Below are 25,382 nucleotides of genomic sequence, written 5' to 3'. Positions count from 1 at the left end.
CCCACTCCTCAGAATTAGACCTAAAGCATACTCAGCCATACAAGCAAAGAAAAACGAAACTTTTGCTTTGAGGATATCTCCTGACTGGTAGGATAAAAATGAACCATACTAGGCAGTTTAACCTCCACGCCGCCGAGGCCACACCTTTAATCATCAAAGGAAAAGTATTTATATGTCTAAAAATCAAGTGTTCGACTTTTTCGCCTTAGCCGCTAAAAACGAAGAATTGGGTCAAAAAATGCGCTCAACCCAAGATCCTCAGCAATTACTAGAGATAGCTCGCTCGCAAGGCTTCGATTTCTCCCGTCCTGAATTAGAAGCAGCACTTAAATCCTTGCACGAGAGTCCCGACTTTTTCCAAAAGTTAGCTCATGCAGTGTTAGAAGTTTTCAGTCCTAACCACGATAATTATCCCTCGATCGGTGTCCAACCCTACGAAGGTGAGATCGATCGCTAGAATCAGTGATCAGTGATCAGATGTGAGTTTTCAGTTCACTGATTACTGTTCACTGTTTACTGATCACTGAAAAAGGCTCCCCTTCTCCCCACTCCCCCACCCCAGCCGTATATAGTATAAAAAAATTATAAAAAAGCCTAAATCAGGGAAAATAGGCTTTTATCTGCCAATAAATCCAGCAGAGACAAGCAAGCCGCCAAGAGAAAACTTAAAGCGGAAATCGGCTCATAGCAAAGGTTTTAGCTGTAGATCTCCTGAGAATTGCTGAGGCTGATGGGCGAAGTCAAGGAATGATTAACTTTCGTTAACCTGAAGATGAGAAATAATCATAATGTTTTATATTGTCAAAGGTGTCATAGTTTCCTATGCTTTTTTTAGGTTGATAATTTTGCCTGACTCGTCAAATTTTTACCAACCGGCCCTAGAAAATAAAATTAGTGGATGAAAACGGTCACGATCGAGATAAAATTCAGGATGGTCTTACCCACCTTGCCACGATCCCGACTGCCACCAGAGCTAGAGCAGGAAAAGTAACAAGGAAAGAATTTGACTGAAACAAAATTGATAACGCTAACAAAATTAATAGTTTAGTTTGGCTTGACAAGCGAGGAACAAAAAAATGCCAATTGCAGTAGGAATGATTGAAACCCTAGGATTTCCCGCCGTTGTGGAAGCGGCCGATGCCATGGTCAAAGCCGCCAGGGTGACTCTAGTGGGTTACGAAAAGATCGGTAGTGGTCGCGTCACTGTCATCGTCCGGGGAGACGTTTCAGAAGTGCAAGCTTCTGTGGCTGCCGGAGTGGAAAACGCCAACCGGGTTAACGGAGGACAAGTGCTATCTACCCATATCATCGCTCGTCCCCACGAAAACCTCGAATACGTGCTGCCCATTCGCTACACCGAAGAAGTAGAGCAATTCCGCAGCTATTAAACACCGTTGATCGGGGTCAGCATCTATAGAGTCGAAGAAAGCCAACCATTAGGAGACAAAAATATTATGTCAATTGCAGTGGGCATGGTGGAAACCTTGGGTTTCCCGGCCGTCGTCGAGGCGGCTGATGCCATGGTGAAAGCCGCCCGCGTAACCCTAGTAGGTTACGAAAAAATTGGTAGTGGTCGCGTCACCGTCATCGTCCGGGGGGACGTTTCGGAAGTACAGGCCTCCGTATCGGCGGGGACAGAAGCGGCATCTAATCGTGTTAAGGGTGGTCAAGTCCTCTCGACCCACATCATCGCCCGTCCCCACGAAAACCTCGAATACGTTCTTCCCATCCGTTATACAGAAGCCGTGGAACAGTTTCGTGAAAGTGTTAACCCGCAACCTTTAAGACGAATCTAGAGCGCAACTAACTTTTAGTGTAAACAAATTCCATGCAAATTGCCAAAGTTTGCGGCACCGTCGTTAGCTCCCTGAAACCGCGCAGTATGACGGGAGTGAAACTTCTGCTTTTGCAATTCATCGACGCACAGGGGCAACTTTTGCCTAAATACGAAGTAGCGGGTGATATTGTCGGAGCGGGGATTAATGAATGGGTGCTAGTGTCCCGGGGAGGAGCCGCCCGTATCGAAGACGGACAGAACAATCGCCCCCTTGACGCGATGGTGGTGGGGATTATTGACACTATAACCGTAGAAAATCGCACCCTCTACAGCAAGAGGGACGAATTTCGTCAATCCGGTTAAACATCGATAGAACCCAAACACAGTTAAGTAACAACCAGCCAGCCAAATTCAGTATGGAGGAAGACTAACTATGGTCGTCCGCACAACGGCGGCTAGTCCGAAAAAGCGGACCAAATCCCCAGAGGAAACGCGCATAGACGAGAGTGCCAAAGTCCACACCTTCTCTAACCTCAGTGGCGCTATCGAGATCGGGGCGCGAGTGGTGATTGCTCCGGGGACTTCCATCCGCGCCGATGAAGGAACCCCCTTTCACATTGGCGACGACAGCAAAATTCAGGACGGAGCAATCATCCACGGTTTAGAAAAAAGCCGTGTGGTGGGAGATGACGGCCGAGAATATTCGGTGTGGATCGGCCGGGGCAGCTGTATCACCCACATGGCACTCATTCACGGGCCCGCCTATGTGGGCGATCGCTGTTTTATCGGTTTTCGCTCCACCGTCTTTAATGCCCGCATCGGGGCCGATTGCATCGTCATGATGCACGCCCTCGTTCAAGACGTGGAAATCCCCGCCGGTAAATTCGTGCCATCCGGTTCCGTGATCACCAGCCAACAACAGGCCGACCGCTTACCCGATGTCACAGAAATCGATCGAGCCTTCACCCGTCACATTGTCGATATCGACCTCGCCCCCAGCGTCCCGGTCAAAGCCCACAGCCCAGCGACTCCTGCACCAGCAGCCGCTATAAACATCGCTAATGAGACGCTATATAGAAATTCGGTGACACCTATGAGTTTAAATACAAACATTCGAGCGCAGGTTCGCTCCCTCCTCTCCCAAGGCTACAAGATCGGCATCGAATACGCTGACAAACGCCGCTTTAAAACCAGTTCTTGGTTAAGTGCCGGCTTTATCGACGGCGGCCGCGAAGAACAGGTATCCCAATCCCTAGAAGCCTCCCTGAGAGACCTGCAAGGCGAATACGTCCGCCTGATCGGAGTCGATCCCGCCGCTAAACGGCGCATACTGGAAATGATTATCCAACGCCCCGAAGACACCCCGGGAGAACCGGCCCGCACCACCACCGCCGTCCACGGCGGTCATGGCAACGGTAACGGCCATTCCGACCTGTCCGTACAAGTGCGTTCCCTGCTGGCCCAAGGACTGAAAATTGCCACCGAACACGCGGATAAACGCCGGTTTAAAACCAGTTCTTGGTTAACCGGACCTGCGATCGAAACCAAGAGCGAAGCGGGCATCATTCGCGATATTGAAGCGATCGTGACTGAAAATAGCGATGAGTACGTCCGCCTGATCGGGATCGACCCGCAAGCGAAAAAACGGGTCGTCGAAATGATTATTCACCGCCCCGGCAGCGCCCCCGCTAGTAACGGCAGCGGCAAAGCCAGCAGCTACAGCGCCCCCGCTAGTAACGGAGCCAGTTATAGCAGCAGTGGTAGCTTAAGTGGGGAAACGATCGCTCAAATTCGTTCCCTGCTCGCCCAAGGCTACAAAATCGGCACCGAACACGCGGATAAACGCCGGTTTAAAACCAGTTCTTGGCAGAGTTGCGCCCCGATCGAAAGCAATCGCGAATCCGATGTAATTACTGCTTTGGAAGATTGTTTACGGGAACATAGCGGCGAATACGTCCGCTTACTCGGTATCGATGCTAAAGCCAAAAAACGGGTTTTAGAAACGGTGATTCAGCGTCCCGATGGTTCGGTGAGTAGTAATGGCAGCAGTAAAACCGCCACCGTTGCTGAACCGAGTTTCAAAAGCTCTGCTTCCGGTTCCTCCGGCGGTGGTACTGCCACTTTAACCAGTACCTTAACCGCAGAAACGATCACTCAAATTCGCTCTTTATTGAACCAAGGTCACAAAATCGGGGCTGAACACGCGGATAAACGTCGTTTTAAAACCAGTTCTTGGCAAAGCTGCACCCCGATCGAGAGCAGTCGCGAATCCGATGTGGTGGCCGCTTTAGAAACCTGTCTGCGCGACCATCAAGGGGAATACGTTCGTCTGATCGGGATTGACTCCCAAGCGAAACGTCGTGTTCTCGAATCGATTATTCAACGCCCTTAATTTCAGGACTCGGCGATCGGTGAAGGGAGATAGGTGTTAGGTGTTGGCGGACTGGGAAAAATACCGGAAACTCTAACCCCTACCCCCTAACCCCCGATCACTGATCACTGATCACTGAATAACTGTCAATTATGTCCTTACCCCCCGTTCAACCTATTAGCCGCTCGGAATTCTATGTCAATGGTGATGTAACCATTGATGAGAGTGCGATCGTGGCTCCGGGGGTGATTCTCCGAGCAGCCCCCAATAGCCAAATAATTATCGGTGCGGGTGCTTGCCTGGGTATGGGAACAATTTTAACCGCCTATCAGGGTGTTATTGCTATCGGTGCGGGAGCAATTTTAGGTACAGGTGTTCTCGTCGTCGGTCGGGGTGAAATCGGTGAAAATGCCTGTATTGGGTCAACCACAACGATTTTTAATGCTTCTGTGGCAGCGATGTCGATCGTGCCGTCCGGTTCCCTGATCGGAGATACTTCCCGTCAAATTACCATCGAGGTGTCAGCGACCCCATCGGAACCGGAAAGACCCCCTTTACCGGAACCGCAACCCGTAGTCAGTCAAGTGTCCCCAGTGCCGTCCGTGGAGGAAGTGGTCTCCGAAACCGTGGCCAGTCCTTGGGATGGCGAGGAAATGGTCGCCGAGGCCAGTCCCGCGGAAACCAGAGAACCAGCATCTACTACTAACCGACCGAATCAAGCATCGGTGGTCGGAAAGGTCTATATCAATCAGTTATTGGTCACGCTATTTCCAGAACGTCATCGTTTTAATGGCAACAATAACCATAATTCTTGAAGGGGAAAATAATCGTTCACAAGCCAAAAATCTCAACAATAATTACTGAGTAATTAGACCTAATTTATCTAGAGTTCACTGCTGTCTAACTGTCCTCTAGGTACTGGGTATAATTGCTTAGAAATCCCATTAATATTTAGCGATTGCCGACAATTTTTTGAGGTTGTAATTATTGATAATCTTCCTCAATTAAGGAGTAGTTTTAATCGCTCAAAGCCTGATGAGCAGAAGTTTCTGTGTGTCAATCAGGTAAATTTTTGTTGATTTTTTTGTGTTTTTGTAGAGATTGTCAAAGTTAGATGACGACAGATTAAAGAAACTAATCCCCCCGAGAAAAAAAAACAATCAAAATTTTAGGGATAGAGAAAAAAAATGATCAGAATAGGATAAAGTTCGTGTTAAGATGATCAGTTGAAAAAAACATTAGTGAAAATTGCTCCCTAACTTCGCTCCTAGCAGCAGGGGAAAGGAGCTTAAGAAAAATCTATGTCGGTTGACGGCGAGATTTTACAGGTGCGACTAATCATGCAGTTTATGGAGGAATAATCCCAATGGTGCAAGCCAAATCCAAAGGTTTCCAGGCCGGCGTAAAAGACTACCGACTGACCTACTACACCCCCGACTACACCCCCAAAGATACCGATCTACTAGCTTGCTTCCGGGTGACACCCCAACCAGGAGTTCCTCCGGAAGAAGCAGGTGCGGCAGTAGCGGCGGAATCTTCCACAGGTACCTGGACCACCGTTTGGACCGATAACTTAACCGACCTCGATCGCTATAAAGGTCGTTGTTATGATATCGAACCCGTACCCAACGAAGATAACCAGTTCTTCTGTTTCGTTGCCTATCCTTTAGATCTATTTGAAGAAGGTTCCGTCACCAACATCCTCACCTCGATCGTTGGTAACGTTTTCGGTTTCAAAGCTCTACGCGGTCTCCGTTTAGAAGATATCCGTTTCCCCGTCGCTTTAATCAAAACCTTCCAAGGTCCTCCCCACGGTATCACCGTTGAACGGGACAAATTAAACAAATACGGTCGCCCCCTACTCGGTTGCACCATCAAACCCAAACTCGGCCTTTCCGCTAAAAACTATGGTCGTGCCGTTTATGAATGTCTCCGCGGTGGTTTAGACTTCACCAAAGACGACGAAAATATTAACTCTCAACCCTTCATGCGTTGGCGCGATCGTTTCCTTTTCGTCCAAGAGGCGATCGTTAAATCCCAAGCAGAAACCAACGAAGTTAAAGGACATTACCTCAACGTAACCGCTCCTACCTGCGAGCAGATGATGCAACGGGCTGAATTCGCCGCCGAAATCAAAACCCCGATCATCATGCACGACTACCTCACCGGTGGTTTCACCGCTAACACCACCCTGGCGAAATTCTGCCGCGACAAAGGGTTACTGCTCCACATTCACCGGGCAATGCACGCGGTTATCGACCGTCAGAAAAATCATGGTATCCACTTCCGCGTTTTAGCTAAGTGCTTACGTCTCTCTGGTGGTGATCACCTGCACTCGGGAACCGTTGTCGGTAAACTCGAAGGTGAACGCGGGATCACGATGGGTTTTGTTGACCTAATGCGTGAAGACTATGTAGAAGAAGATCGCGCTCGTGGTATTTTCTTCACCCAAGACTACGCTTCCTTACCCGGGGTAATGCCGGTTGCTTCTGGTGGTATCCACGTTTGGCATATGCCCGCGCTGGTGGAAATCTTCGGTGACGATTCCTGCTTACAGTTCGGTGGTGGAACCCTCGGCCACCCCTGGGGTAACGCACCGGGTGCCACCGCTAACCGTGTGGCTCTGGAAGCTTGTATCCAAGCTCGTAACGAAGGTCGCTCCTTGGCCCGCGAAGGTAACGACGTTATCCGGGAAGCTTGCCGTTGGAGTCCTGAACTGGCTGCCGCTTGCGAACTCTGGAAAGAAATCAAATTCGAGTTCGAGGCTATGGATACCCTCTAATACAGCCCTTCAGAAGGTTGTTAGCAGTTATCGGTGGAAAATAATGCCGGGGACTTGCCCAAAATCGGCAAGCAGTCGCTAGAATTTCAACACTGATAACTGTCTAGCCAATAACTGAAAACTGTATAAAATGTATCCGAAAAAAGTTGTTCAAGATACCGCGAAAGTCTTACAAAGTTACCTAACTTACCAAGCGGTTCGCACGATTATCGATCAATTGTCAGAAACTAATCCGACTTTGGCTATTTGGCTGAGTCACTATACTTCTAGCCATTCCATTCAGGATGGCGAGGCCTATATTGCGGGGTTAATGACTGAGAATAAAGAGTTAGTTTTGCGGATCATGACGGTAAGAGAACATTTAGCCGAACAGGTTTTAGAGTTCTTGCCAGAGATGGTAAAAACGGGAATTATTAATGACAATACCGAACATCGTCGGCAACTTTTGGAACGTCTCACCCGTACTGCTATAAGTCAACCAGAGACATCGGAATTAAATCTCGATGTTGATGATCTACCCAACCCATAAGGAATCAAGAAACCCATGAAAACTTTACCTAAAGAGAAGCGTTACGAAACTCTTTCCTACTTGCCCCCCCTCACCGATCAACAAATTGCTAAACAAATTCAATACATGATCGATCAGGGTTATATTCCTGCTGTGGAATTTGAAAAAGATCCCAAACCCGCGGATTATCATTGGACGATGTGGAAACTGCCTTTATTCTCTGTTTCTGGCCCCCAAGAAGTTCTTAATGAAGTTCGCGAGTGCCGCACCGAGTATTCTGATTGCTATATCCGCGTTATCGCTTTTGACAACATCAAACAATGTCAAACCATGAGCTTTATTGTTCATAAACCCAATGCTGGCCGCTACTAATTTGGCTGTAGTTTAAAGGTTTGTAGGGATGGCCGCGAGGCCATCCTTTTTTTGGTGGTTTTTAACACGGGTAAACGATCGGCCGATATTTGGTAAGTTAGAAGTGATGAACTGACTGCCGATCGAACCTATGCCCCGTACTCATCTATTAGATACCCGAACCAGCAATTTTAGCGATCTCATCGGCAATGGCAAAATCTACCGAGTTCCCCCTTTTCAAAGAGATTATTCGTGGAAGGAAGAAAATTGGGAAGATCTCTGGCAGGATATTCAAACGCTCTATGAAAACCCCGATTCTAGTCATTACATGGGAGCGATCGTTTTACAGGGTTCCCAGCGATCGGATACGGATTTTACAATTATTGACGGACAACAACGATTGGTAACGATTAGTATTCTCGCTATAGCGATTATCGAAAAAATTCAAACGTTAATCGATCGGGGGGAAGAAGCGGAAGCGAATAGAGAACGACAACGGCTTCTCAAAAGCGGTTATTTGAGTAATAAAGATCTGGGTTCTTTAAAAGAATCTAGTAAATTAATTTTGAATGAAAATAATAATGATTTTTATCAAAGTCGTCTCATTAACTTTAGACCTCCTCGCAATCCTCGATCGCTCGCAAAATCCAACCAACTCCTATGGAAAGCTTTTCAATACTTTTCGGATTCATTGCAAAAGCTTACAAGCGTAGTTAACAGTGGAAAAGAACTGGCAATTTTTTTAACGGATACCGTTGCCAAAAGACTCTTATTTATTCAGATTAATGTTGAAGATGAATTGAATGCGTATACGGTTTTCGAGACCCTAAACGCTAGAGGGATAGAGCTAAGTTCAACCGATCTATTAAAAAATTATTTGTTTTCTCTTTTCCGAGGGGCGGATGATTTGCGAGAAGGACAACGACAGTGGAGAGGAATTATTGATACCGTTACAATGGAAAAATTCCCCGAGTTCCTACGTTACTATCTCAGCCTCACGCGGACGAGAGTAAGACGGGAACGTTTATTTAAAAGGGTTCGAGAGTCTATACAAAACGCTGAAAGCGCGTTTAAATTACTCGAACAACTCGAAGAATATAGTGGTCTTTTTATCGCTCTTAATAATCCCAATGATGAATTCTGGCAAGATACTCCAGATAATATCCCTTATATTCGAGAAATTGAACTATTTGGCGTAAAACAAGCCTATCCAGTTTTATTCTCGGCATACAATAAATTTTCAAGCGAGAACTTCACCCGCCTACTAAAATTGGTTTGTATAATTTCGTTTCGATACACGATTGTCAGTAGTCTTAACCCGAATGAGCTAGAAGGGATTTATAATAAGATAGCAATCGCCATAAATAATGGCGAAATGACGACTCCGAGGCAAGTTTTCGAGGGCTTGCGATCGGTTTATGTCACGGATACTAAGTTCGTGCAGGATTTTTCGATTCTTTCGATTTCTACCAGAGGTCAAAAGAAAAAACTGGTTCGATATATTCTCTGGAAATTAGAAATGGACGAATCGGGTCGATCTAATATAGCGGAAGATGGATTCTCGATCGAGCATATTCTACCAGAATCGCCGAGCGATCGATGGCGCGTTCACTTTCTCGATAACGAGATCGAGGAAATGACCTATCGGATCGGTAACTTGATTCCTTTAGAAGCTAATTTGAATCGTCAAATCGGCAATCAATACTATACAGATAAACAAGAGATTTACCAACAAAGCGATTATGCTCTAGCGAGAAATATAGTACCAGAGGAATGGACACCGGACACGATCGCTAAACGTCAAGAAAGTTTAGCCCGACGAGCGGTTCATATTTGGAAATCCGACTTTGTTTGAGAGCGGGTTAAAAAATGTTCTCGATTCGCTTTTACTTGGGAATAGATTTCTAGGATAATTTTCACGAGGAAGCGATCGATCTGTCAGGATTTCGAGCGATCGAGGGAAACCCGATTATCGAGCGTCGATTTGAACCGACCAATCCGGCTCTCCTTGCAATTGTAAAGATTTTGCGGTTTGAAAAAAAGTTTTCGTAGGTTTCCGGTCTTGAGTTTGAATACCTTCAATAATAATTCTATCTGCTGTACCTACTGATAGATCTAAAGGTAATTCGAGTTGTATTTCCATACAATCAGATAAACTTTTTACTTTGTGATTCATAATTTCCCGATTATTTTTATCTTTGTTTTTCCTAAGCTTACCTTTCTTTTGGGTTTGTTCGGCATTGAGCCTACTTGCCTCACTTCTCGTAAGCCAAGCACAATTTTCTGGAAAAAATCCTTGGTTTTTATCTAGCCTAGAAAATACCATATTTTTTTCAGGGGGATGACCAGCATCTTGTAGGAACCGCTTAAAATCACGCCATGAATCATGAACTTCAATTGCTGGTATATACTCTTTAGACTTGGGATTTATCACACAGTGAATTATTCGGCTCCAAGCTTTGTAAACTTGTGTTTTTACTAGGCTTTCGCCAGGTTTGGCAGGAGTTTTAATATCGATACGCCCTAGACTAATCCTTAACGAGGACAGGCTGCTTTTTTATTTTTTGATTCGATTCGTCAAACTATACCGATATTTTCTAGGTGTCGATAGCCTTGAATAGAGGTTCCTTTTAGGTTCAAAAATTTGTCAACTATCATAGGTAAAATACTCTTGTTTTTGGCGATTATATCAAATCTTAACTCTATTGTCTATCTTTTGGTATTAACCTGTTTGTGCCTTAAGTCTTTTCCTATATGAATTTTAGCTTTTATTTTAAGTTAATTATTTGCATAACAATTCTGGAATAGCCTACTTTTTTCCGATTTTATTGATACAAAGAGCGGGTGAAATCTAAAACTTTTTGTTGCTTTTCTTTGGGTAATTTATCGATTAAAGCTGTTAGCTTTTCTGTTAAAGATAACCAAGTTTTGTTCTGAGCTTTCCAGATGACAATAAATTGCTGCATTGGGAGAGAACAAAGGGCTATAGTTTCCCCTAGATCATTACTAAATTCAATTTCGTAACAACCATCATTGTAGTCTTCAACAATTGTCCCTTGTTCTCCCATTATTAAGTTATGTTCAGGCAAGTCAACTAATAATTCCACGAGGTCAAATAATTCTGGTTTAATCATGGTCTTTTTCTCACATATAAAGTTACTAATTTAGCTGTATCACTATCAGGCTCAACAATCCATCCAGTCCTCACTATTTCTTGTTGCCCTGGTTCAATTCCTGTAATTTCTAGGTCAACTTGATAGCGTTTGCCATGTTTATCTGTACTTTGATACACAGCTTTTGCTTCAAGGGCTTTGTTAGCGATTTGTTGTAGAAGTGGCTCATAATTATCTTGAGTATATCCTAAGTGACGTTGAAACATGATGGCTTTATTTAATCCTTTTGGATTGTCTAAATTGAGAGCATATTGGGTTAATTTTCTAGAATCTATTTTGACTTTGTTGACAATATCTTTTAATTTCATTGGAATTAAGACGATTATTAATTTTGACTTTGCCTCTAGTTTCATATTTCATAAGGGAGCATCTCACCCTTGCAATAAGTAGAAATGCTTAATGAGATCAATAAAAAAGTTAAAAAAGGCAACCATTTAGCTCTGGACTTTACCCGTACAAAAATACTAGCTATGGCTAAAAGTCTTACAGAGCCTGAGTTAAAGCCATATAATACCAATGAGCTACTGAACACAAAATCCTGAAGTCTTTACGCAGATAGGGTTTGAGGCAAAAATTTTCAAATTTGACCTTTCCACCATTATAGCTTGTTTCGGGGCAGAAAACCAGCAAAAACATGGCTACAGAGGGAATCGCTTACTCTAGAGATTAATGACATCATCTGTGATCATAAGGTTAGCGATCACTATAAAGCCAACTCCACAGAATCGCTCTACTCTAGATACAGTCAACGGTACAGCCATTTTCAAGGGGAAAATGTACTCAGTAACGGCTTGTCAATTTTTTCTGAGAAGCCCCATGCAGTAAGGGTAAGGGTTCCGCCCTAATGCCAATAAACAGCGATCTTATCTCCCCAAGCCTAGATTATACTGTTCGGATATGCCCTGCCCTACAGTTTGAGTTTTCAAGGTTATGGGTGCTAGTTTTCGGTACTTGTTAGAGTCTATAAGCTGCGCCGGTATTGGAACTTTTAGTACAAATGCTCAAACTGCACCAGTCAAGATTTAATGGGTGAAAAGTATGTTAACATCGCTGACTCTTCGGAATTTCAAAAGCTATCAGGAGGCAACCTTGTCTCTAGCTCCCATCACCTTTTTAATCGGTGCTAATGCGTCAGGTAAAAGTAATGCACTAGAAGCAATTCGCTTACTTTCGTGGTTAGCGAAAGGCAGCAGGTTAGATGACATTGAACGCAACATTCAAAGCGGGAATGCAATTGCTCGTGGACAAGCGATCGATCTTTTCGGTGCAGAAAAACAGTATTTTACCTTGGGAACACACATTGATAACGCTCCTGACGGTTGGACTGATTTCGAGATTGAAATTGGGCTATTATCAGACCAACTTATTATAATCGGAGAAAGTGTCAGTAAAGCTAGTAAAGATCAGGAATTAACACTTTACAAAATTGATGGCGATCCCAACTCACACACCGATGAAATTAGGGTGATGTATAACAATTTTAACAAAGGTAAAAATAAGCCCCACATACCTTGCTCTAACCGACAAGCCATTTTTTATCAATTGGAAACTCCCAGTCGGTTCCAGCAAAGTCATACTAAATCACAAAAAATTATTCCAGCAGTTACTAAAGTAATTCGAGAAACCTTGAGGAATATCGTCTTTCTTGATCCTCGTCCAGCAGTAATGCGGGATTATGCTTACGCTAAAGATGATGATATTAAAGAAGATGGCTCTAACCTTTCTAGTGTTCTTTACGCAGTTTGTCAGCAGGGAGAGACTCAAAAAAACAAGTTGCTTGACTTCATTCGTTCATTACCAGAACAGGATATTACCGATATTCGCTTTATCATTACAGACCGCAAGGATGTTATGGTGAAACTAATAGAGTCTTTTGGGAACAAAGAACATCAGATAGATGCTCCTTTGTTGTCTGATGGTACTCTGAGAGTTTTAGCGATTGCTGCAACTCTACTAAGTGTAAATCCTGGAACTTTCGTAATTATTGAAGAGATCGATAATGGTGTTCATCCCAGTCGTGCAGATAATTTAGTTAAGCAAATTCGGGAGATCGCCTTAGAAAGAAAACTGAGGGTACTGATCACCTCCCATAACCCAGCGTTACTAGATGCAGTACCCGATAGTGATATTGGAAATGTACTTTGTTGTTACCGAGATCCGCAAGCAGGAGATAGTCGTATTGTCCGATTAGCTGATTTAGAGCGTTTCCCCGAATTAATTGTGCAGGGAACTCTTGGTCAGTTGATGACTAAACAAGTATTAGATAAGTTCTTAAAGGATAAGTCCACAGCAGAACAACGTCAACAAAACGCGCTAAGTTGGTTAGAGCAATTAAAACAGGGAGAAGTAGCCTGATGGGAGCTATTTGTCTGATCGATACTTCGATCTTTTTAGAGATACTTAATGTACCCCACAAAGCGAGTCAATCTGAGTTAATATTTCAAGAGTTAAAAGAGAAAATTGAAGCTAGAGAATCTCTTTTTTTGCCAATGGCGACTATTCTGGAAACTGGCAATCATATTGCCAAGGCCAAAAAGGTAGATGGCAATCAGCGACGCACTTGTGCAGAAAAATTTGTCAATTGGGTAACACAAGCTCTTGAAGGAGAATCTCCCTTTACCCCCATTAGTTTTCTAAAGAAAGAAGACCTGCAAGGATGGTTAAAAGAGTTTCCTGATGAAGCGATGCAAGGTAGGGGACTGGGAGACCTTTCTATCATTCATGATTGGCAAAGAATTTGTGATCAAAATCTAGGCCGCCGCGTCTATATATGGTCTTTGGACAAACACCTTAAAGGTTACAATCGGCCACCGAAGTTATGAGTAATTGACTACGGATTTACTTTTAATAGTCCATTTGTATTTTAAAAGGTAGAGATTTAATTATTGGACTTCCCCCTTGACAAAAGACCATAACCCGTGCTGTATCTGAATGTGCCGTTACTGGGTACAAATTAAGGAAACCCCGAATAAATCTAACGCATGATTGTTGCCGAGGAGAATTACGATTAGGGAATTTTCCCCTAAACTTTCCCCACTTGTTTATAGCGTTTCCCAATCTCATGAGGTACACCAAAATCTTAACTCCGGACGACCGGAACCTCAAAACCTAAGACTCTGTACCTCACAACTATGGAAATTGCTATATTAAAAAATATTATAATAAACATGGGTACATACAGAAAAGTTAATGGGTGTATCCATTGATGGATAAGGTTTTTTGGTTATGGTGGTATATAATATGTATAGAAAAGTTCAGGTATAAGTAGAGATTAGCGAAGCTTAATCCACATCCCCAAATCACCGTAATTCACCGCCATCGTCGCAATAATAGCGGTGCTTTGCTATAGCTAACGCTACTGAGAGGAACTATTTCTTTTCAAGGCAATTGCTAATTGTCTCAGTCGTTCACTAACTTCTAAATTAAATTCTTGAGATTGCAAATTAGCGGGTAATTCTGCTACAAGCTGAGGATTCTCTTTATACCATTCGTTTTGAGCGACACCTGCCCATGTTCCTTCTTTTTCTCGAAAAATATCCACTAATCCTCTTAATTCTTGAATACAGTAGGACTCAAATCCTGCCGCTTCAAAAATACCATTGCGTAGATATTCTTCAAAAGCGTTAATATCATTAGTTACTTCAAAGGTAACAACCTCTCTGGGTGGGGTTAATTGGTCGGCTAAATCGATAACTGTATCTACCGTCATTCCGATAACGTTTTTGGCAATTTCTGTTACACCTAACACCTGTTGACGAAGACTAGGGTTAAAGAGTAAATCAGAACCATATTTAACGTATTTTTTTAAGACCCTAAAAGCAGGTTCATCTCCTTGATAATAGTTATCAATCAGTTCCACATCAGCCCCTAATGATTTGACAATTTGGCTGCGGGTATCACTGTTAACAGGACCGCGAATTAATGCTTCAGCAACGGGACGAGCAAATCTTAAAAATAACACTGATAAACTATTTTCTAAGCGAGTTAAAAACTCCTGCTCTGAATAACCAATAAGTCGTTCTTTTACTTGAGAACTTCCCCATAATAAAGAGGACATATAATCGACTAATTTTAAGGCTTCATCTTTTAATTCTGCCGCTAATTGTCGAGCAAGGGCAGCCAAAAATGTTCTAACATCCCCATACAAGTCATCCCGCCAAGCATAATTAGCTCTTACCTTGTCGAAGTCTGGAAAAGAATTTGCGTCAAAAATAATTTCTTTTTTTCTTAAAGTTTCTTGTCTTAATTTTGCCATTTCACTGGCTAACAATTGTCTATAGCGTTCTTTAAATTTTTCGATACTACTGGAAGATTCGTTATTAACTTTTTCTAAGGGTTTGTTAATGACAGATGTTTCATAAAAATTTTGTAAATCAGCTTTTATCTGTTCCCATTTTCTATGCCACCATTCTGAAAAATCAATTCTTCTTCTTTCTTCTTCAAAGCGTTGTGCTTCTTCAGGATTTTCGGGAAATCTTTGACTGACAAGATGATGAATGTCCTCTGAGGTGCTGACAATTTTATCAATGGAAGCTTCACAGCGTTTCTTGAGAATTGCCACTCGCTCAGTATTAATATAATTAAAGATTTTTTGTTTAATTTCAGGGATTCCTGTCGCTTGAGTTTTTAACATTTCATCATCTATAATTCCAGTTAAAGTTTTTAATTTATCTTGAATATTGCTGGCTTGTCCGATTTCTAATTGAGTATGTTCTTCCGCCAGATTATTTAAGATTAAATAAGCTCCTGCTGAACCAGAAACAATGCGATTAACTGGTAAATTAGCGCGTTTTAACCAATCCTGAGAGGCTTCTGTAATATGAGTTTTAAGGGCTTCTGGGCTACCAAGAGAGTCAATATGACTTAAAAAGACAAATAATTTATCAGCAATGGTGACATTCTTATCACCTTGTTCTGTAAATTTAATAATTTCTAATTCGGCTTCTCTAATACTGCGAAAACGCTGAATCACGATGACTGCATCACAGTCGGATAACATTTGTTGGGCTTCATCAACGTGCTTGGCTAACCCAGAATCTGAACCAGGGACATCATAAAAGACGATTCCTTCTGCTTGAGCGAGTTTATTAGTATAAAGTCGTGCTTCTAGGACCGCATGGGCGTATTTTTCATCGGCAACGTATTTTTTTAGTTGTTCTCGGATGTCTTCTAGTCGAGTAAAAGGAATCACTAAATTACCTTCTCGTCTGACTTGTTTTAGAGTGATTTCGTTTTCTCTAATGGTGTTTAAGTCTTCTTTTGCGCCAACGGTTTCTAATTCTTTGAGGAGATGAATAAATTGTTCTTCGCTGCGGGTTTGCACTTCTAATCTTTGTTCAGATTCGCTTTTAACGGAATAAATTTGAGTGGTGGTAAAGGTACATCTTCCTCCTTTGGCAGGAAGTAAATCACATTCTAACCATGCGTTAATAAAGGTACTTTTTCCTGCCTTTTCTAAGCCAACCACAGCGATACGAAATTCTCTTTTTCTCAGTCTTTCGAGTTGACGGTTAGCAGGTATTGCCTCTTGCAGGAGGATTTCTGTTAATTGAGAGGGAATTTCAGCTTGGGGGAGTTTGGCTAAGTCAACGGCAAAATGTTGGATATTTAAGACATCACTGAGACGGGTTTCATAGTAGGATGAGGCAGATTTCCAATCCATTAAATTAACTCCTTAAATACGGTTGAATTTTCTGAGAATAGAGACATTTTTGAGAAACCCTATCTGTATAACTTTTCCTGTTACATTAAGTGGCAGTTCTCGCTTCATTCCATACTGAGTTTCTTTACCAATGATATTACCTCCATTTTTGAGATTAATTCTAACGTAGAATTTTAATCGACTTTCCGAAGAGGGTTCTTCGTCGATAATCTCCACAGATATATTTTTAGACTCTGGCACACATAAAAATTCTGTGGCACAATCAATTAATCTTACAACATCATCTCTACTAAGAGGATCCCCTTTCCGCAACTTATAAACTTCTGATGCAGGAACGGCTAGACATAAAGAAGCTGTTGAATTACCTTGCTTTGTAGAACGAGTCTTGTCCTTGTCTATAGTATTAGATTTTATGGAAGATACAAATTCACGAAATTTTTTGCCAATATTCAAAACATCTTTCACTAATTCACATCCTCTTTTTCAAAATTTTCTAATTCAGCGAGGTTTTGTTCTAAAAATTTAGCTCTTTCTTGGATAGGTTTCCATATAATTTGTGTTTCCTCGTAGTTAGTGGTTATTTCCTGTTGAGCTTTTTCTAGGCTCGTTAAATAGCTATTAAAAATATCATTGGTTTTATGATCTACATTTTTTTTTAAATCATCAATCTGTTCTAATAGCCATTCAAACATTAAACATAACATTTCAGGTTCGCCCTGTTGCTGGAATTGATGAATCCAATTCTGTAAAAGAGTTTCAGGGCTGGGAATTTCTGCAATCATGCTTTCCTTTTTTTTCATCCATAGCCAGTGTTTAAAACTTCTGTAAGTACCAGAACTGATTTCAATATCAGACTCCAAATTAAAGTCAAATTCCAGTTTTCTAGTCAATGTATTAAGTTCAGATTGTGGAAATTTTATAACAAAATTTGGTGCTTTTTCTTCAGCACCCTTTTCTATATGTTTAATATGAAATCTAAACAATTCAGATACAGATTCCTCTATTCTGTTAATCTCCTGAGCAGACACTCTCTTTAATATTTGCGATAATATGATAGTTAGATTAATTGATAAATTATTTAACTCTTTCTTGATTATTTGAAGATTTAATTTCTCTTTATCCCTTTTTGCTGTGATTAATAAACCATTTCTTGCAGCTGAACCTGTATAGCCCAATTGAATCAGGATATACAAGTTGTTTTTTAGCATATTAACCTGATTAATATTGGCTTTTTTAAAGTTGATATTGTCCAAATCAACTCTGCCATTATCTAAAGATTTAACTACTGCTTCTAAGACGTTGTTAATAACAGTCTTTAGTGCCTCTCTCCACTCAACTAAGGGAACTAATTTCTCTTGAATTTGGTCATAAGGGGGAGTAAATTGAAGTTCATTGATAGCCTCTCTTAAACTAGCTACTAAATTATCGGCTGTTTTGGTATCAATATCTAATTTTTCAAAAACTGCTAGAGGCTGTCTTAATTTGGCATTACTAGCTTGGAGAAAAGAATCAAGATTTTCTTTTGTTTGTGATAACAATTCAGATTCTTGCTGATAATTTTCTTCTGAACTGTTAAGAATTGCCGTGGTCGTTTGTACTGCCCATTGTGCAATACTATTTCCTGCTGCTACATTAAATTTTTCTATAGCTTGGGGAATAACTAATTTAGGAAAATGTTCTGCTATGTGCTTGCTTAGTTTGTCTTCAAATTCTTCTGCATAGGATTGTTTGAATAACTCTTTAGCAATTAATTGTTGTTGAGAGACAGTCCATTTTTTAGGATCATTATCTAATTCTCCTTTTCTAATAGCATTCTTAATTAAGAATTGAAAGTGATCAATAGCTTGTTCATGGGGTCTTAATAGTTGATTAATTCTACTTTGATCGTGTTCTGACCATTTATCTTTTATAGTAGGTAACTCTTCTAAAATATCTTCAACTAATTCTTTATTTTCTTGGATTTGCAAAGCCAATAAAGCTGGCCATGTACTGAGTTTCATAATTGTCAAATTTTCAATCTCTTCATTGTACTCTCTTAGTTGTTTTGTTAATTCTAATTTAATATTCTTGGTAGTCTTTTCAATAAAACGCTGTTCACTCCTCGGCCATCTTTGATCTTTTCTAAAAACATCAATTTTATTGAGAATAAATAGCATTCGTGCAGGAGAGCCTCCTAAATCTTTAACTTGATCAACAACTTCTGATAACAAATTATCAACTTTGTAAGGATCTGTTTCTTCACTATTATAAGTCACTAAACATAAAGCCTCACGACACTGTTTAATAATAGCTAGATTTCTCTCATCTCCGACATAAGATAATCCGGGTAAATCTAATAACTTAACTCTAACCCCTTTAGGCAATTCTAAGAGACTTTCATCTTTAACCAGTCTGAAAGGATAATAAATATTTGCTTGAGGACAAGCTAAATTAGGTTGTTCTTCTCTAGCATCAATATAACTACTCATTGCATCATATAAAAGGTCATAAATTTCCTCATCGCTAATATTTTTCCATTCACCACATTTCCACAAGGCTCCCGGTGTTTTTTCAATAATTAAACCTTTTTCTTGGTTATATTCAATCGTAACTGCTCCTGCACTCATTTCACTGACGGCGGTTGGTACAATATCAGCACCACAGAGGAAATTCACTAAGGTACTCTTACCACTGCTCGTCGTGCCAGTCGTCGCTAAAATCAGGGTAGGATGGCGCAATTCATTGATTAACACTTCTAAAGCTTTCTCTAGGTTACTAGAAAGTTCGTGGATTTCACCATGATAGGATTCAGGCAAATGCCGAATAATCTCCGTTTTGAAGTCACCCCAATAACCCACTAGAAGGTTAGCTTTATTTTCCACTGCTTGGAAAACTTCGTAAGATTTTTGACCCATAATACTCTATCGCTGACAGAATAAGCTGATTCAAGAATAAGCCACAACTTCATTATAACGATAATTTTCTTTCTTGCCTTTAATTCTCGTGTTCTAAACTGGTAAAAAGTCAAAATCTATAATTTCCGCAAAGGTATAAGGACAAACTTGCGGAAACGTATCCAAAGATAAACCAGTTTTTTTGATCACCGATCGCTTGGCTTTATCATAAATTATATCTAGCCTAGAAGCCCGATAATTGTAGAGGGTTTTTGACTGGAATAAAATTTCTAGTTCTAGACGGAAATTATCGATTTTATCGGCCCATCCCCGGCCACAATTACCTTTTTCAGTCAGCCAATACTGATACATCAATAAATGTTTAACGGTTTGAATTAGATAGCTTTCCACTTGGTTTCTTTGTTCTCTCCCCAAATCTTCTATCTCCGTTAAAAGATGTTCCCAATCTAAATTTTTAATCTCCCCGCGTCGAATTTGTTCGGTGGTTCGCTCAATCCACAAAACAAAGTCCTGATCATAAAGCTGTTTTAATTCTTCCACCTGCATAGATTTTTGAGATTGAGCCGTGTTTTTATGATCAATCATCAACAAAACCCCCCACCAATGGGCGGGGGGTTTTTTAGTCACCTAATTCAAGGTTTAGCCGAACTTGCCAGCAGTAGAAGCGATCAAGAAGGCGGCGTAGGTGAAGATATAGCCAACGGTGAAGTGAGCTAAACCAACCAAACGAGCCTGAACGATCGAGAGAGCCACGGGTTTGTCTTTCCAACGAACGAGGTTCGCCAGAGGAGTACGTTCGTGGGCCCAAACGATAGTTTCGATCAACTCTTGCCAGTAACCACGCCAAGAGATCAGGAACATGAAACCGGTTGCCCAAACGAGGTGTCCAAAGAGGAACATCCAGGCCCAGACAGAAAGGTTATTAACACCGTAGGGGTTGTAACCGTTGATTAACTGAGCCGAGTTAGCCCAGAGGTAATCGCGGAACCAGCCCATCAGGTAGGTGGAGTTTTCGTTAAACTGAGCCACGTTACCCGACCAGACACCGAGGTGTTTCCAGTGCCAGTAGAAGGTTAACCAACCCAAGGTGTTCAACATCCAGAACATGGCTAGGTAGAAGGAATCCCAAGCAGAGATGTCGCAAGTACCGCCACGGCCGGGACCGTCGCAAGGGAAGGAATACCCGAAGTCTTTTTTATCGGGCATTAATTTGGAACCACGAGCGTCTAAAGCACCTTTAACCAGGATTAGAACGGTGGTGTGTAAACCAAGAGCGATCGCATGGTGAACGAGGAAGTCGCCAGGACCGATGGTTAAGAATAAGGAGTTAGTGCCGCTATTGATTGCGTCTAACCAACCGGGTAACCAAACATCACCGTAGTTGGGATAGGCGGTGTAAGCGATACTATCGGGGTTAGACAACAGTACGTTCATGCCGTACAGGGTTTTACCCGAAGCTGCTTGCACGAATTGAGCGAACACAGGTTCGATCAGGATTTGTTTTTCGGGAGTACCGAAAGCGACGACCACATCGTTATGAACGTAGAGGCCGAGGGTGTGGAAACCTAAGAAAAGGGAAACCCAGCTTAGGTGAGAGATGATCGCTTCTTTATGCTCCAGCATCCGCGCCAGCACGTTATCTTTGTTCGCTTCGGGATCATAGTCACGCACGAAGAAGATAGCACCGTGAGCGAAAGCACCCACCGCTAGGAAACCAGCGATGTATTGGTGGTGCGTATAAAGAGCCGCTTGGGTGGTGTAGTCCTTAGCGATAAAGGCATAAGGGGGTAGCGCGTACATATGCTGCGCCACCAGAGAGGTGATCACGCCTAAAGAAGCCAGTGCCAAACCGAGTTGGAAGTGGAGAGAGTTGTTAACCGTGTCATAAAGATTTTTGTGACCGGCTCCTAACTTACCACTGGGGGGTCTGTGTGCATTAAGGATGTCCTTGATGCTGTGACCGATGCCCCAGTTGGTGCGGTACATATGACCAGCCACAATGAAGATCACAGCGATCGCCAAGTGGTGGTGAGCCATATCGGTTAACCAGAGGGACTCGGTTTGGGGATGGAAACCACCTAAGAAGGTGAGGATCGCAGTTCCCGCGCCTTGGGCAGTACCGAAAATGTGGTTAGCAGTATCGGGGTTTTCTGCATACACACTCCAGTCACCGGTGAAGAAGGGTAGTAAACCCGCCGGGTGGGGGGGAGTGGAGAGGAAGTTGTCCCAACCAACGTGCTGACCGCGGGATTCGGGGATAGCAACGTGAACGAGGTGTCCGGTCCAAGCCAGAGAGCTAACACCGAACAGAGCGGCGAGGTGGTGGTTCAGGCGAGATTCAGCGTTTTTGAACCAAGCGAGGCTAGGACGGAACTTAGGTTGTAAGTGTAACCAGCCAGCAAAGAGGAAAATCGCCGAGAGAATCAGCAGGAACACCGCACCTTGGTATAGGTCTTGGTTGGAGGTCATACCGATGGTGTAGAACCAGTGGTAAACCCCGGAATAGGCGATGTTAACAGGGTTAGAAGCGCCAGCTTGGGTGAAGGCATCTACAGCGCCTTTACCGAACTGGGGATCCCAAATCGCGTGGGCGATGGGACGGATGTTTAAGGGATCTTTGATCCACTGCTCGAAGTTACCTTGCCAAGCGACGTGGAATATAGTGCCGGAAGTCCACAGGAAAATGATTGCAATGTGGCCGAAGTGCGACGCGAAAATCTTTTGGTAGAGATTCTCTTCCGTCATGCCATCATGACTTTCAAAATCGTGGGCTGTGGCGATCCCGTACCAAATCCGACGGGTGGTCGGATCTTGGGCTAGATCTTGGCTAAATTTAGGGAATTTAGTTGCCATAGCTGTTTAGGAAATTCTCCTCTCTAAATAACTGAGGCTCTTACACGAGTGCTGGTTATTTCCTTTTTTCAATTCACCTACTGTAATAGGAAACGCTTACAGAGGTATCGGTCAATCGACGCTGGTTCAGCCTAGTCTTGCCAATCCCCGGGGGACTGGCAAGCCCTTATAGGCAAGTTTAGCCAATCGAGAGACTTCTGGCCAAGAAGAATGCCCAAGTGGTGACAATACCGCCTAAGAGGTAGTGAGCCACACCAACGGCACGACCTTGAATGATGCTCAGGGCGCGAGGTTGGATAGCGGGAGCAACTCTTAACTTGTTGTGCGCCCAGACGATCGACTCGATTAATTCTTGCCAGTAGCCGCGACCACTGAACAGGAACATCAAGCTAAACGCGAAGACGAAGTGACCGGCTAGGAACATGATTCCGTAGGCAGACAGAGCGGAGCCATAGGAATTAATGACTTGCGCCGCTTGCGCCCAGAGGAAATCCCGTAACCAACCGTTGATGGTGATGGCACTTTGGGCGAAGTTACCGAGGGTAACGTGGGTGACAGTGCCATCGGGGGCGACGGTTCCCCAGACATCGGACTGCATTTTCCAGCTAAAGTGGAAGATTACGACCGAGAGGGAGTTATACATCCAGAACAGGCCGAGGAAGACGTGATCCCAACCGGAAACTTGGCAGGTACCGCCGCGACCGGGACCATCGCAGGGGAAACGGAAACCGAGATTCGCTTTATCGGGAATCAGACGGGAACCGCGAGCGTAGAGAACCCCTTTGAGGAGAATCAACACGGTGACATGGATGGTGAAGGCGTGGATGTGATGCACGAGGAAATCGGCAGTACCGAGGGTGATCGGCATCATGGCCACTTTGCCACCCACTGCTACCACGTCGCCACCGAAAGCATAACTAGCGGTAGTGAGAGCGTTAGGAGCGGTGTTGCCGGGGGCTAGGGTGTGGAGACTTTGTACCCATTGGGCAAAGATGGGTTGTAGTTGAATTCCCGTATCCGAGAACATATCTTGGGGACGACCAAAAGCCCGCATGGTGTCGTTGTGAATGTATAAACCGAAGCTATGGAAGCCGAGGAAAATACATACCCAGTTCAGGTGGGAGATAATTGCGTCGCGATGACGGATCACCCGATCGAGCAGGTTATCGACGTTTTTGGCCGGATCGTAGTCGCGTACCATAAAGATCGCTCCGTGCGCTCCCGCACCGACGATTAAGAAGCCACCGATCCAAGTGTGGTGAGTAAACAAGGATAGTTGGGTGGCGTAGTCAGTCGCCTGATAGGGATAGGGCGGCATGGCGTACATATGGTGGGCCACGATGATGGTTAGCGAACCTAAGAGAGCCAGGTTAATCGCTAACTGAGCGTGCCAAGAGGTGGTCAGGATTTCGTACAGTCCTTTGTGACCTTGACCGGTGAAGGGACCTTTGTGGTTTTCGAGGATTTCCTTCATGCTGTGACCGATACCCCAGTTGGTACGGTACATATGACCGGCAATGATGAATAATACAGCGATCGCCAAGTGATGGTGAGCGGTATCGGAAAGCCAGAGACCACCGGTCACGGGGTTCAAGCCACCTTTGAAGGTGAGGAAATCCGAGTAAGCACCCCAGTTAAGGGTAAAGAAGGGGGTCAAACCCTGGGCGAAACTGGGATATAAGTCCGCCATCTTGCTCGGTTCGAGAATGAACTCGTGGGGCAAGGGGATGTCTTGGGGAGCGACTCCCGCATCGAGGAGTTTGTTCACCGGTAAAGAAACGTGAATCTGATGACCGGCCCAACCTAGGGAACCTAAGCCGAGTAAACCCGCCAAGTGGTGGTTCATCATCGATTCCACGTTTTGGAACCATTCCAGTTTCGGTGCGCTTTTGTGGTAATGGAACCAACCGGCAAACAGCATCAGGCCCGCCATAACTAAACCACCGATAGCGGTGCAGTATAGCTGATAGCTGTTGGTGAACCCGGAGGCGCGCCAGAGGTAGAACAGACCAGAGGTGATCTGAATACCGTGGAAACCACCGCCCACATCGCCGTTGAGGATGCCTTGACCGACGATCGGCCAGACCACTTGGGCGCTGGGTTTGATGGCGAGCGGGTTGGTTAACCAAGCTTCATAGTTAGAAAATTTCGCGCCGTGGAAGTACATTCCACTCAGCCAAACGAAGACAACGGCGAGATGTCCGAAGTGGGCGCTGAAGATTTTCCGAGAAATATCTTCGAGATCGCTGGTTTGACTATCAAAATCGTGGACGTTGGCGTGTAGGTTCCAAATCCAGGTAGTGGTTTTGGGTCCTTTGGCTAAAGTGCGATCAAAATGCCCCGGTTGACCCCACTTCTCAAAGGAAGTAGGTACTGGGTCTTTATCTACAATCACTTTAGCTACCGCTTTGGGGGGGAGTGCCATGAGGATTCTCCTCTCTCGACAATAGACTTAGCGTTTTATTTGAGGATAGATTTTTTAACCTAAAAAAGGCAAGTTGAAATCTGACCCACCTTTTGTTAATGTCGCTTGACTTTCCTCTTGGGTGAGATTCCAGTCGAAAGCATCAATAGTAGATGATAAGTCTTTGTTCTCTTGTCTGTTCGTTATGCTTAACAATAATTAAAATTCTCTCAATCCTTGATAGGAGAGACATTTTCTGCTATGGACGGTCTTAGTCAGGGTCAGACCAGTGATTTTTCTTTACAAAAGTTTATCAATTGTCGCTCTGGAAGCCGATTTCCCCCTTTTCTCCCCCACCAGACCATATAGAAAATTCAATAGATAGATTCTCAAAAAACAATCAAACAATTCTGTAAAATTGAGGCCATGACCTCATCTTCTCGCGCTTTTGCTGACACCAGAGCATTCATTGACATCCTCACCGCCGTAAACGGACGGTGATTCCCAAACCTCACGATTTAGGTTTCTGCTTCTTTCCCTTGCGGGGTTCCGCACCTGCCTTAACAGATTTACTCTGTTCTGGTCTTATGGTCGCTCTACAGACTGA

Annotated in this window: 21 protein-coding genes; 12 read left to right on the top strand and 9 right to left on the bottom strand. The window is 43.4% G+C overall.

Annotation, left to right across the window (positions count from 1 at the left end; translation table 11 throughout):
* Positions 1-172 precede the first annotated feature (172 nt).
* From O9295_RS15430 to O9295_RS15385, 10 genes are all read left to right on the top strand, one after another.
* The gene (locus O9295_RS15430; RefSeq protein WP_002741693.1) at positions 173-457 is read left to right on the top strand and encodes a Nif11-like leader peptide family natural product precursor; all 285 of its coding nucleotides are present in this window, start codon (positions 173-175) and stop codon (positions 455-457) included.
* A gap of 619 nt (positions 458-1,076) precedes the next feature.
* Positions 1,077-1,388, top strand: a complete 312-nt coding sequence (locus O9295_RS15425) for a carbon dioxide-concentrating mechanism protein CcmK (protein ID WP_002734613.1) — start codon at positions 1,077-1,079, stop codon at positions 1,386-1,388.
* A gap of 66 nt (positions 1,389-1,454) precedes the next feature.
* Entirely contained in the window at positions 1,455-1,796 is a 342-nt protein-coding gene (locus O9295_RS15420) for a carbon dioxide-concentrating mechanism protein CcmK (protein WP_002733426.1), read from the top strand.
* A gap of 32 nt (positions 1,797-1,828) precedes the next feature.
* Positions 1,829-2,140 carry a beta-carboxysome shell vertex protein CcmL gene (ccmL, locus tag O9295_RS15415; RefSeq protein ID WP_002759323.1) on the top strand — a complete coding sequence of 104 codons (312 nt, stop codon included), beginning with the start codon at positions 1,829-1,831 and terminating at the stop codon, positions 2,138-2,140.
* Between the two features lie 70 nt (positions 2,141-2,210).
* The gene (locus tag O9295_RS15410) at positions 2,211-4,169 is read left to right on the top strand and encodes a RuBisCO small subunit-like domain-containing protein (RefSeq protein ID WP_288033698.1); all 1,959 of its coding nucleotides are present in this window, start codon (positions 2,211-2,213) and stop codon (positions 4,167-4,169) included.
* 131 nt (positions 4,170-4,300) lie between these two features.
* The gene (gene ccmN / locus O9295_RS15405; protein ID WP_288033697.1) at positions 4,301-4,963 is read left to right on the top strand and encodes a beta-carboxysome scaffolding protein CcmN; all 663 of its coding nucleotides are present in this window, start codon (positions 4,301-4,303) and stop codon (positions 4,961-4,963) included.
* A 551-nt stretch (positions 4,964-5,514) separates the two neighbouring features.
* Positions 5,515-6,930, top strand: a complete 1,416-nt coding sequence (locus O9295_RS15400; protein ID WP_002753365.1) for a form I ribulose bisphosphate carboxylase large subunit — start codon at positions 5,515-5,517, stop codon at positions 6,928-6,930.
* A 130-nt stretch (positions 6,931-7,060) separates the two neighbouring features.
* Positions 7,061-7,459, top strand: a complete 399-nt coding sequence (gene rcbX / locus O9295_RS15395) for a RuBisCO chaperone RbcX (RefSeq protein WP_002732424.1) — start codon at positions 7,061-7,063, stop codon at positions 7,457-7,459.
* A gap of 15 nt (positions 7,460-7,474) precedes the next feature.
* Complete coding sequence (locus O9295_RS15390; protein ID WP_002741682.1) at positions 7,475-7,810, top strand: ribulose bisphosphate carboxylase small subunit; 336 nt, start codon at positions 7,475-7,477, stop codon at positions 7,808-7,810.
* A gap of 130 nt (positions 7,811-7,940) precedes the next feature.
* Complete coding sequence (locus tag O9295_RS15385) at positions 7,941-9,644, top strand: DUF262 domain-containing protein (protein ID WP_002770760.1); 1,704 nt, start codon at positions 7,941-7,943, stop codon at positions 9,642-9,644.
* Between the two features lie 114 nt (positions 9,645-9,758).
* Here O9295_RS15385 and O9295_RS15380 read toward each other — a convergent pair whose 3' ends face one another.
* The 3 genes from O9295_RS15380 to O9295_RS15370 form a co-directional block, all read right to left on the bottom strand.
* Positions 9,759-10,223 (bottom strand): hypothetical protein, encoded by a 465-nt coding sequence (locus tag O9295_RS15380; RefSeq protein ID WP_288033696.1) that lies wholly within the window; start codon positions 10,221-10,223, stop codon positions 9,759-9,761.
* A gap of 391 nt (positions 10,224-10,614) precedes the next feature.
* Positions 10,615-10,923 carry a DUF4926 domain-containing protein gene (locus tag O9295_RS15375; protein ID WP_002732232.1) on the bottom strand — a complete coding sequence of 103 codons (309 nt, stop codon included), beginning with the start codon at positions 10,921-10,923 and terminating at the stop codon, positions 10,615-10,617.
* Positions 10,920-11,270, bottom strand: coding sequence for a DUF6883 domain-containing protein (locus O9295_RS15370; protein ID WP_002791176.1), 351 nt, complete (start codon positions 11,268-11,270; stop codon positions 10,920-10,922). Before O9295_RS15370 ends, O9295_RS15375 begins: the two co-directional genes overlap by 4 nt.
* A gap of 730 nt (positions 11,271-12,000) precedes the next feature.
* Here O9295_RS15370 and O9295_RS15365 point away from each other — a divergent pair.
* Positions 12,001-13,317: an AAA family ATPase gene (locus tag O9295_RS15365; protein ID WP_002733337.1), complete on the top strand. Its 1,317-nt coding sequence runs from the start codon at positions 12,001-12,003 to the stop codon at positions 13,315-13,317.
* Entirely contained in the window at positions 13,317-13,784 is a 468-nt protein-coding gene (locus O9295_RS15360; RefSeq protein ID WP_287731241.1) for a hypothetical protein, read from the top strand. Before O9295_RS15365 ends, O9295_RS15360 begins: the two co-directional genes overlap by 1 nt.
* A 533-nt stretch (positions 13,785-14,317) precedes the next feature.
* Here O9295_RS15360 and O9295_RS15355 read toward each other — a convergent pair.
* From O9295_RS15355 to psaA, 6 genes are all read right to left on the bottom strand, one after another.
* A complete protein-coding gene (locus O9295_RS15355; RefSeq protein WP_288033692.1) occupies positions 14,318-16,624 on the bottom strand; it encodes a dynamin family protein in 2,307 nt (768 codons plus the stop codon).
* Between the two features lie 12 nt (positions 16,625-16,636).
* Complete coding sequence (locus O9295_RS15350; RefSeq protein ID WP_239697991.1) at positions 16,637-17,089, bottom strand: hypothetical protein; 453 nt, start codon at positions 17,087-17,089, stop codon at positions 16,637-16,639.
* Positions 17,089-19,518 (bottom strand): dynamin family protein, encoded by a 2,430-nt coding sequence (locus tag O9295_RS15345; protein ID WP_288033691.1) that lies wholly within the window; start codon positions 19,516-19,518, stop codon positions 17,089-17,091. The genes O9295_RS15350 and O9295_RS15345 overlap by 1 nt, the downstream gene beginning before the upstream one ends.
* A gap of 93 nt (positions 19,519-19,611) precedes the next feature.
* The gene (locus O9295_RS15340; RefSeq protein WP_288033690.1) at positions 19,612-20,103 is read right to left on the bottom strand and encodes a DUF29 domain-containing protein; all 492 of its coding nucleotides are present in this window, start codon (positions 20,101-20,103) and stop codon (positions 19,612-19,614) included.
* A gap of 54 nt (positions 20,104-20,157) precedes the next feature.
* A complete protein-coding gene (gene psaB, locus O9295_RS15335; protein WP_002732591.1) occupies positions 20,158-22,371 on the bottom strand; it encodes a photosystem I core protein PsaB in 2,214 nt (737 codons plus the stop codon).
* Between the two features lie 178 nt (positions 22,372-22,549).
* Positions 22,550-24,796 (bottom strand): photosystem I core protein PsaA, encoded by a 2,247-nt coding sequence (psaA, locus tag O9295_RS15330; protein ID WP_045362886.1) that lies wholly within the window; start codon positions 24,794-24,796, stop codon positions 22,550-22,552.
* Positions 24,797-25,382 lie beyond the last annotated feature (586 nt).

Origin of the sequence: Microcystis sp. LE18-22.4A (assembly GCF_027531105.1) — a bacterium.
GTDB lineage: Bacteria > Cyanobacteriota > Cyanobacteriia > Cyanobacteriales > Microcystaceae > Microcystis > Microcystis aeruginosa.
This window is presented reverse-complemented; position numbering and strand designations above follow the sequence as displayed.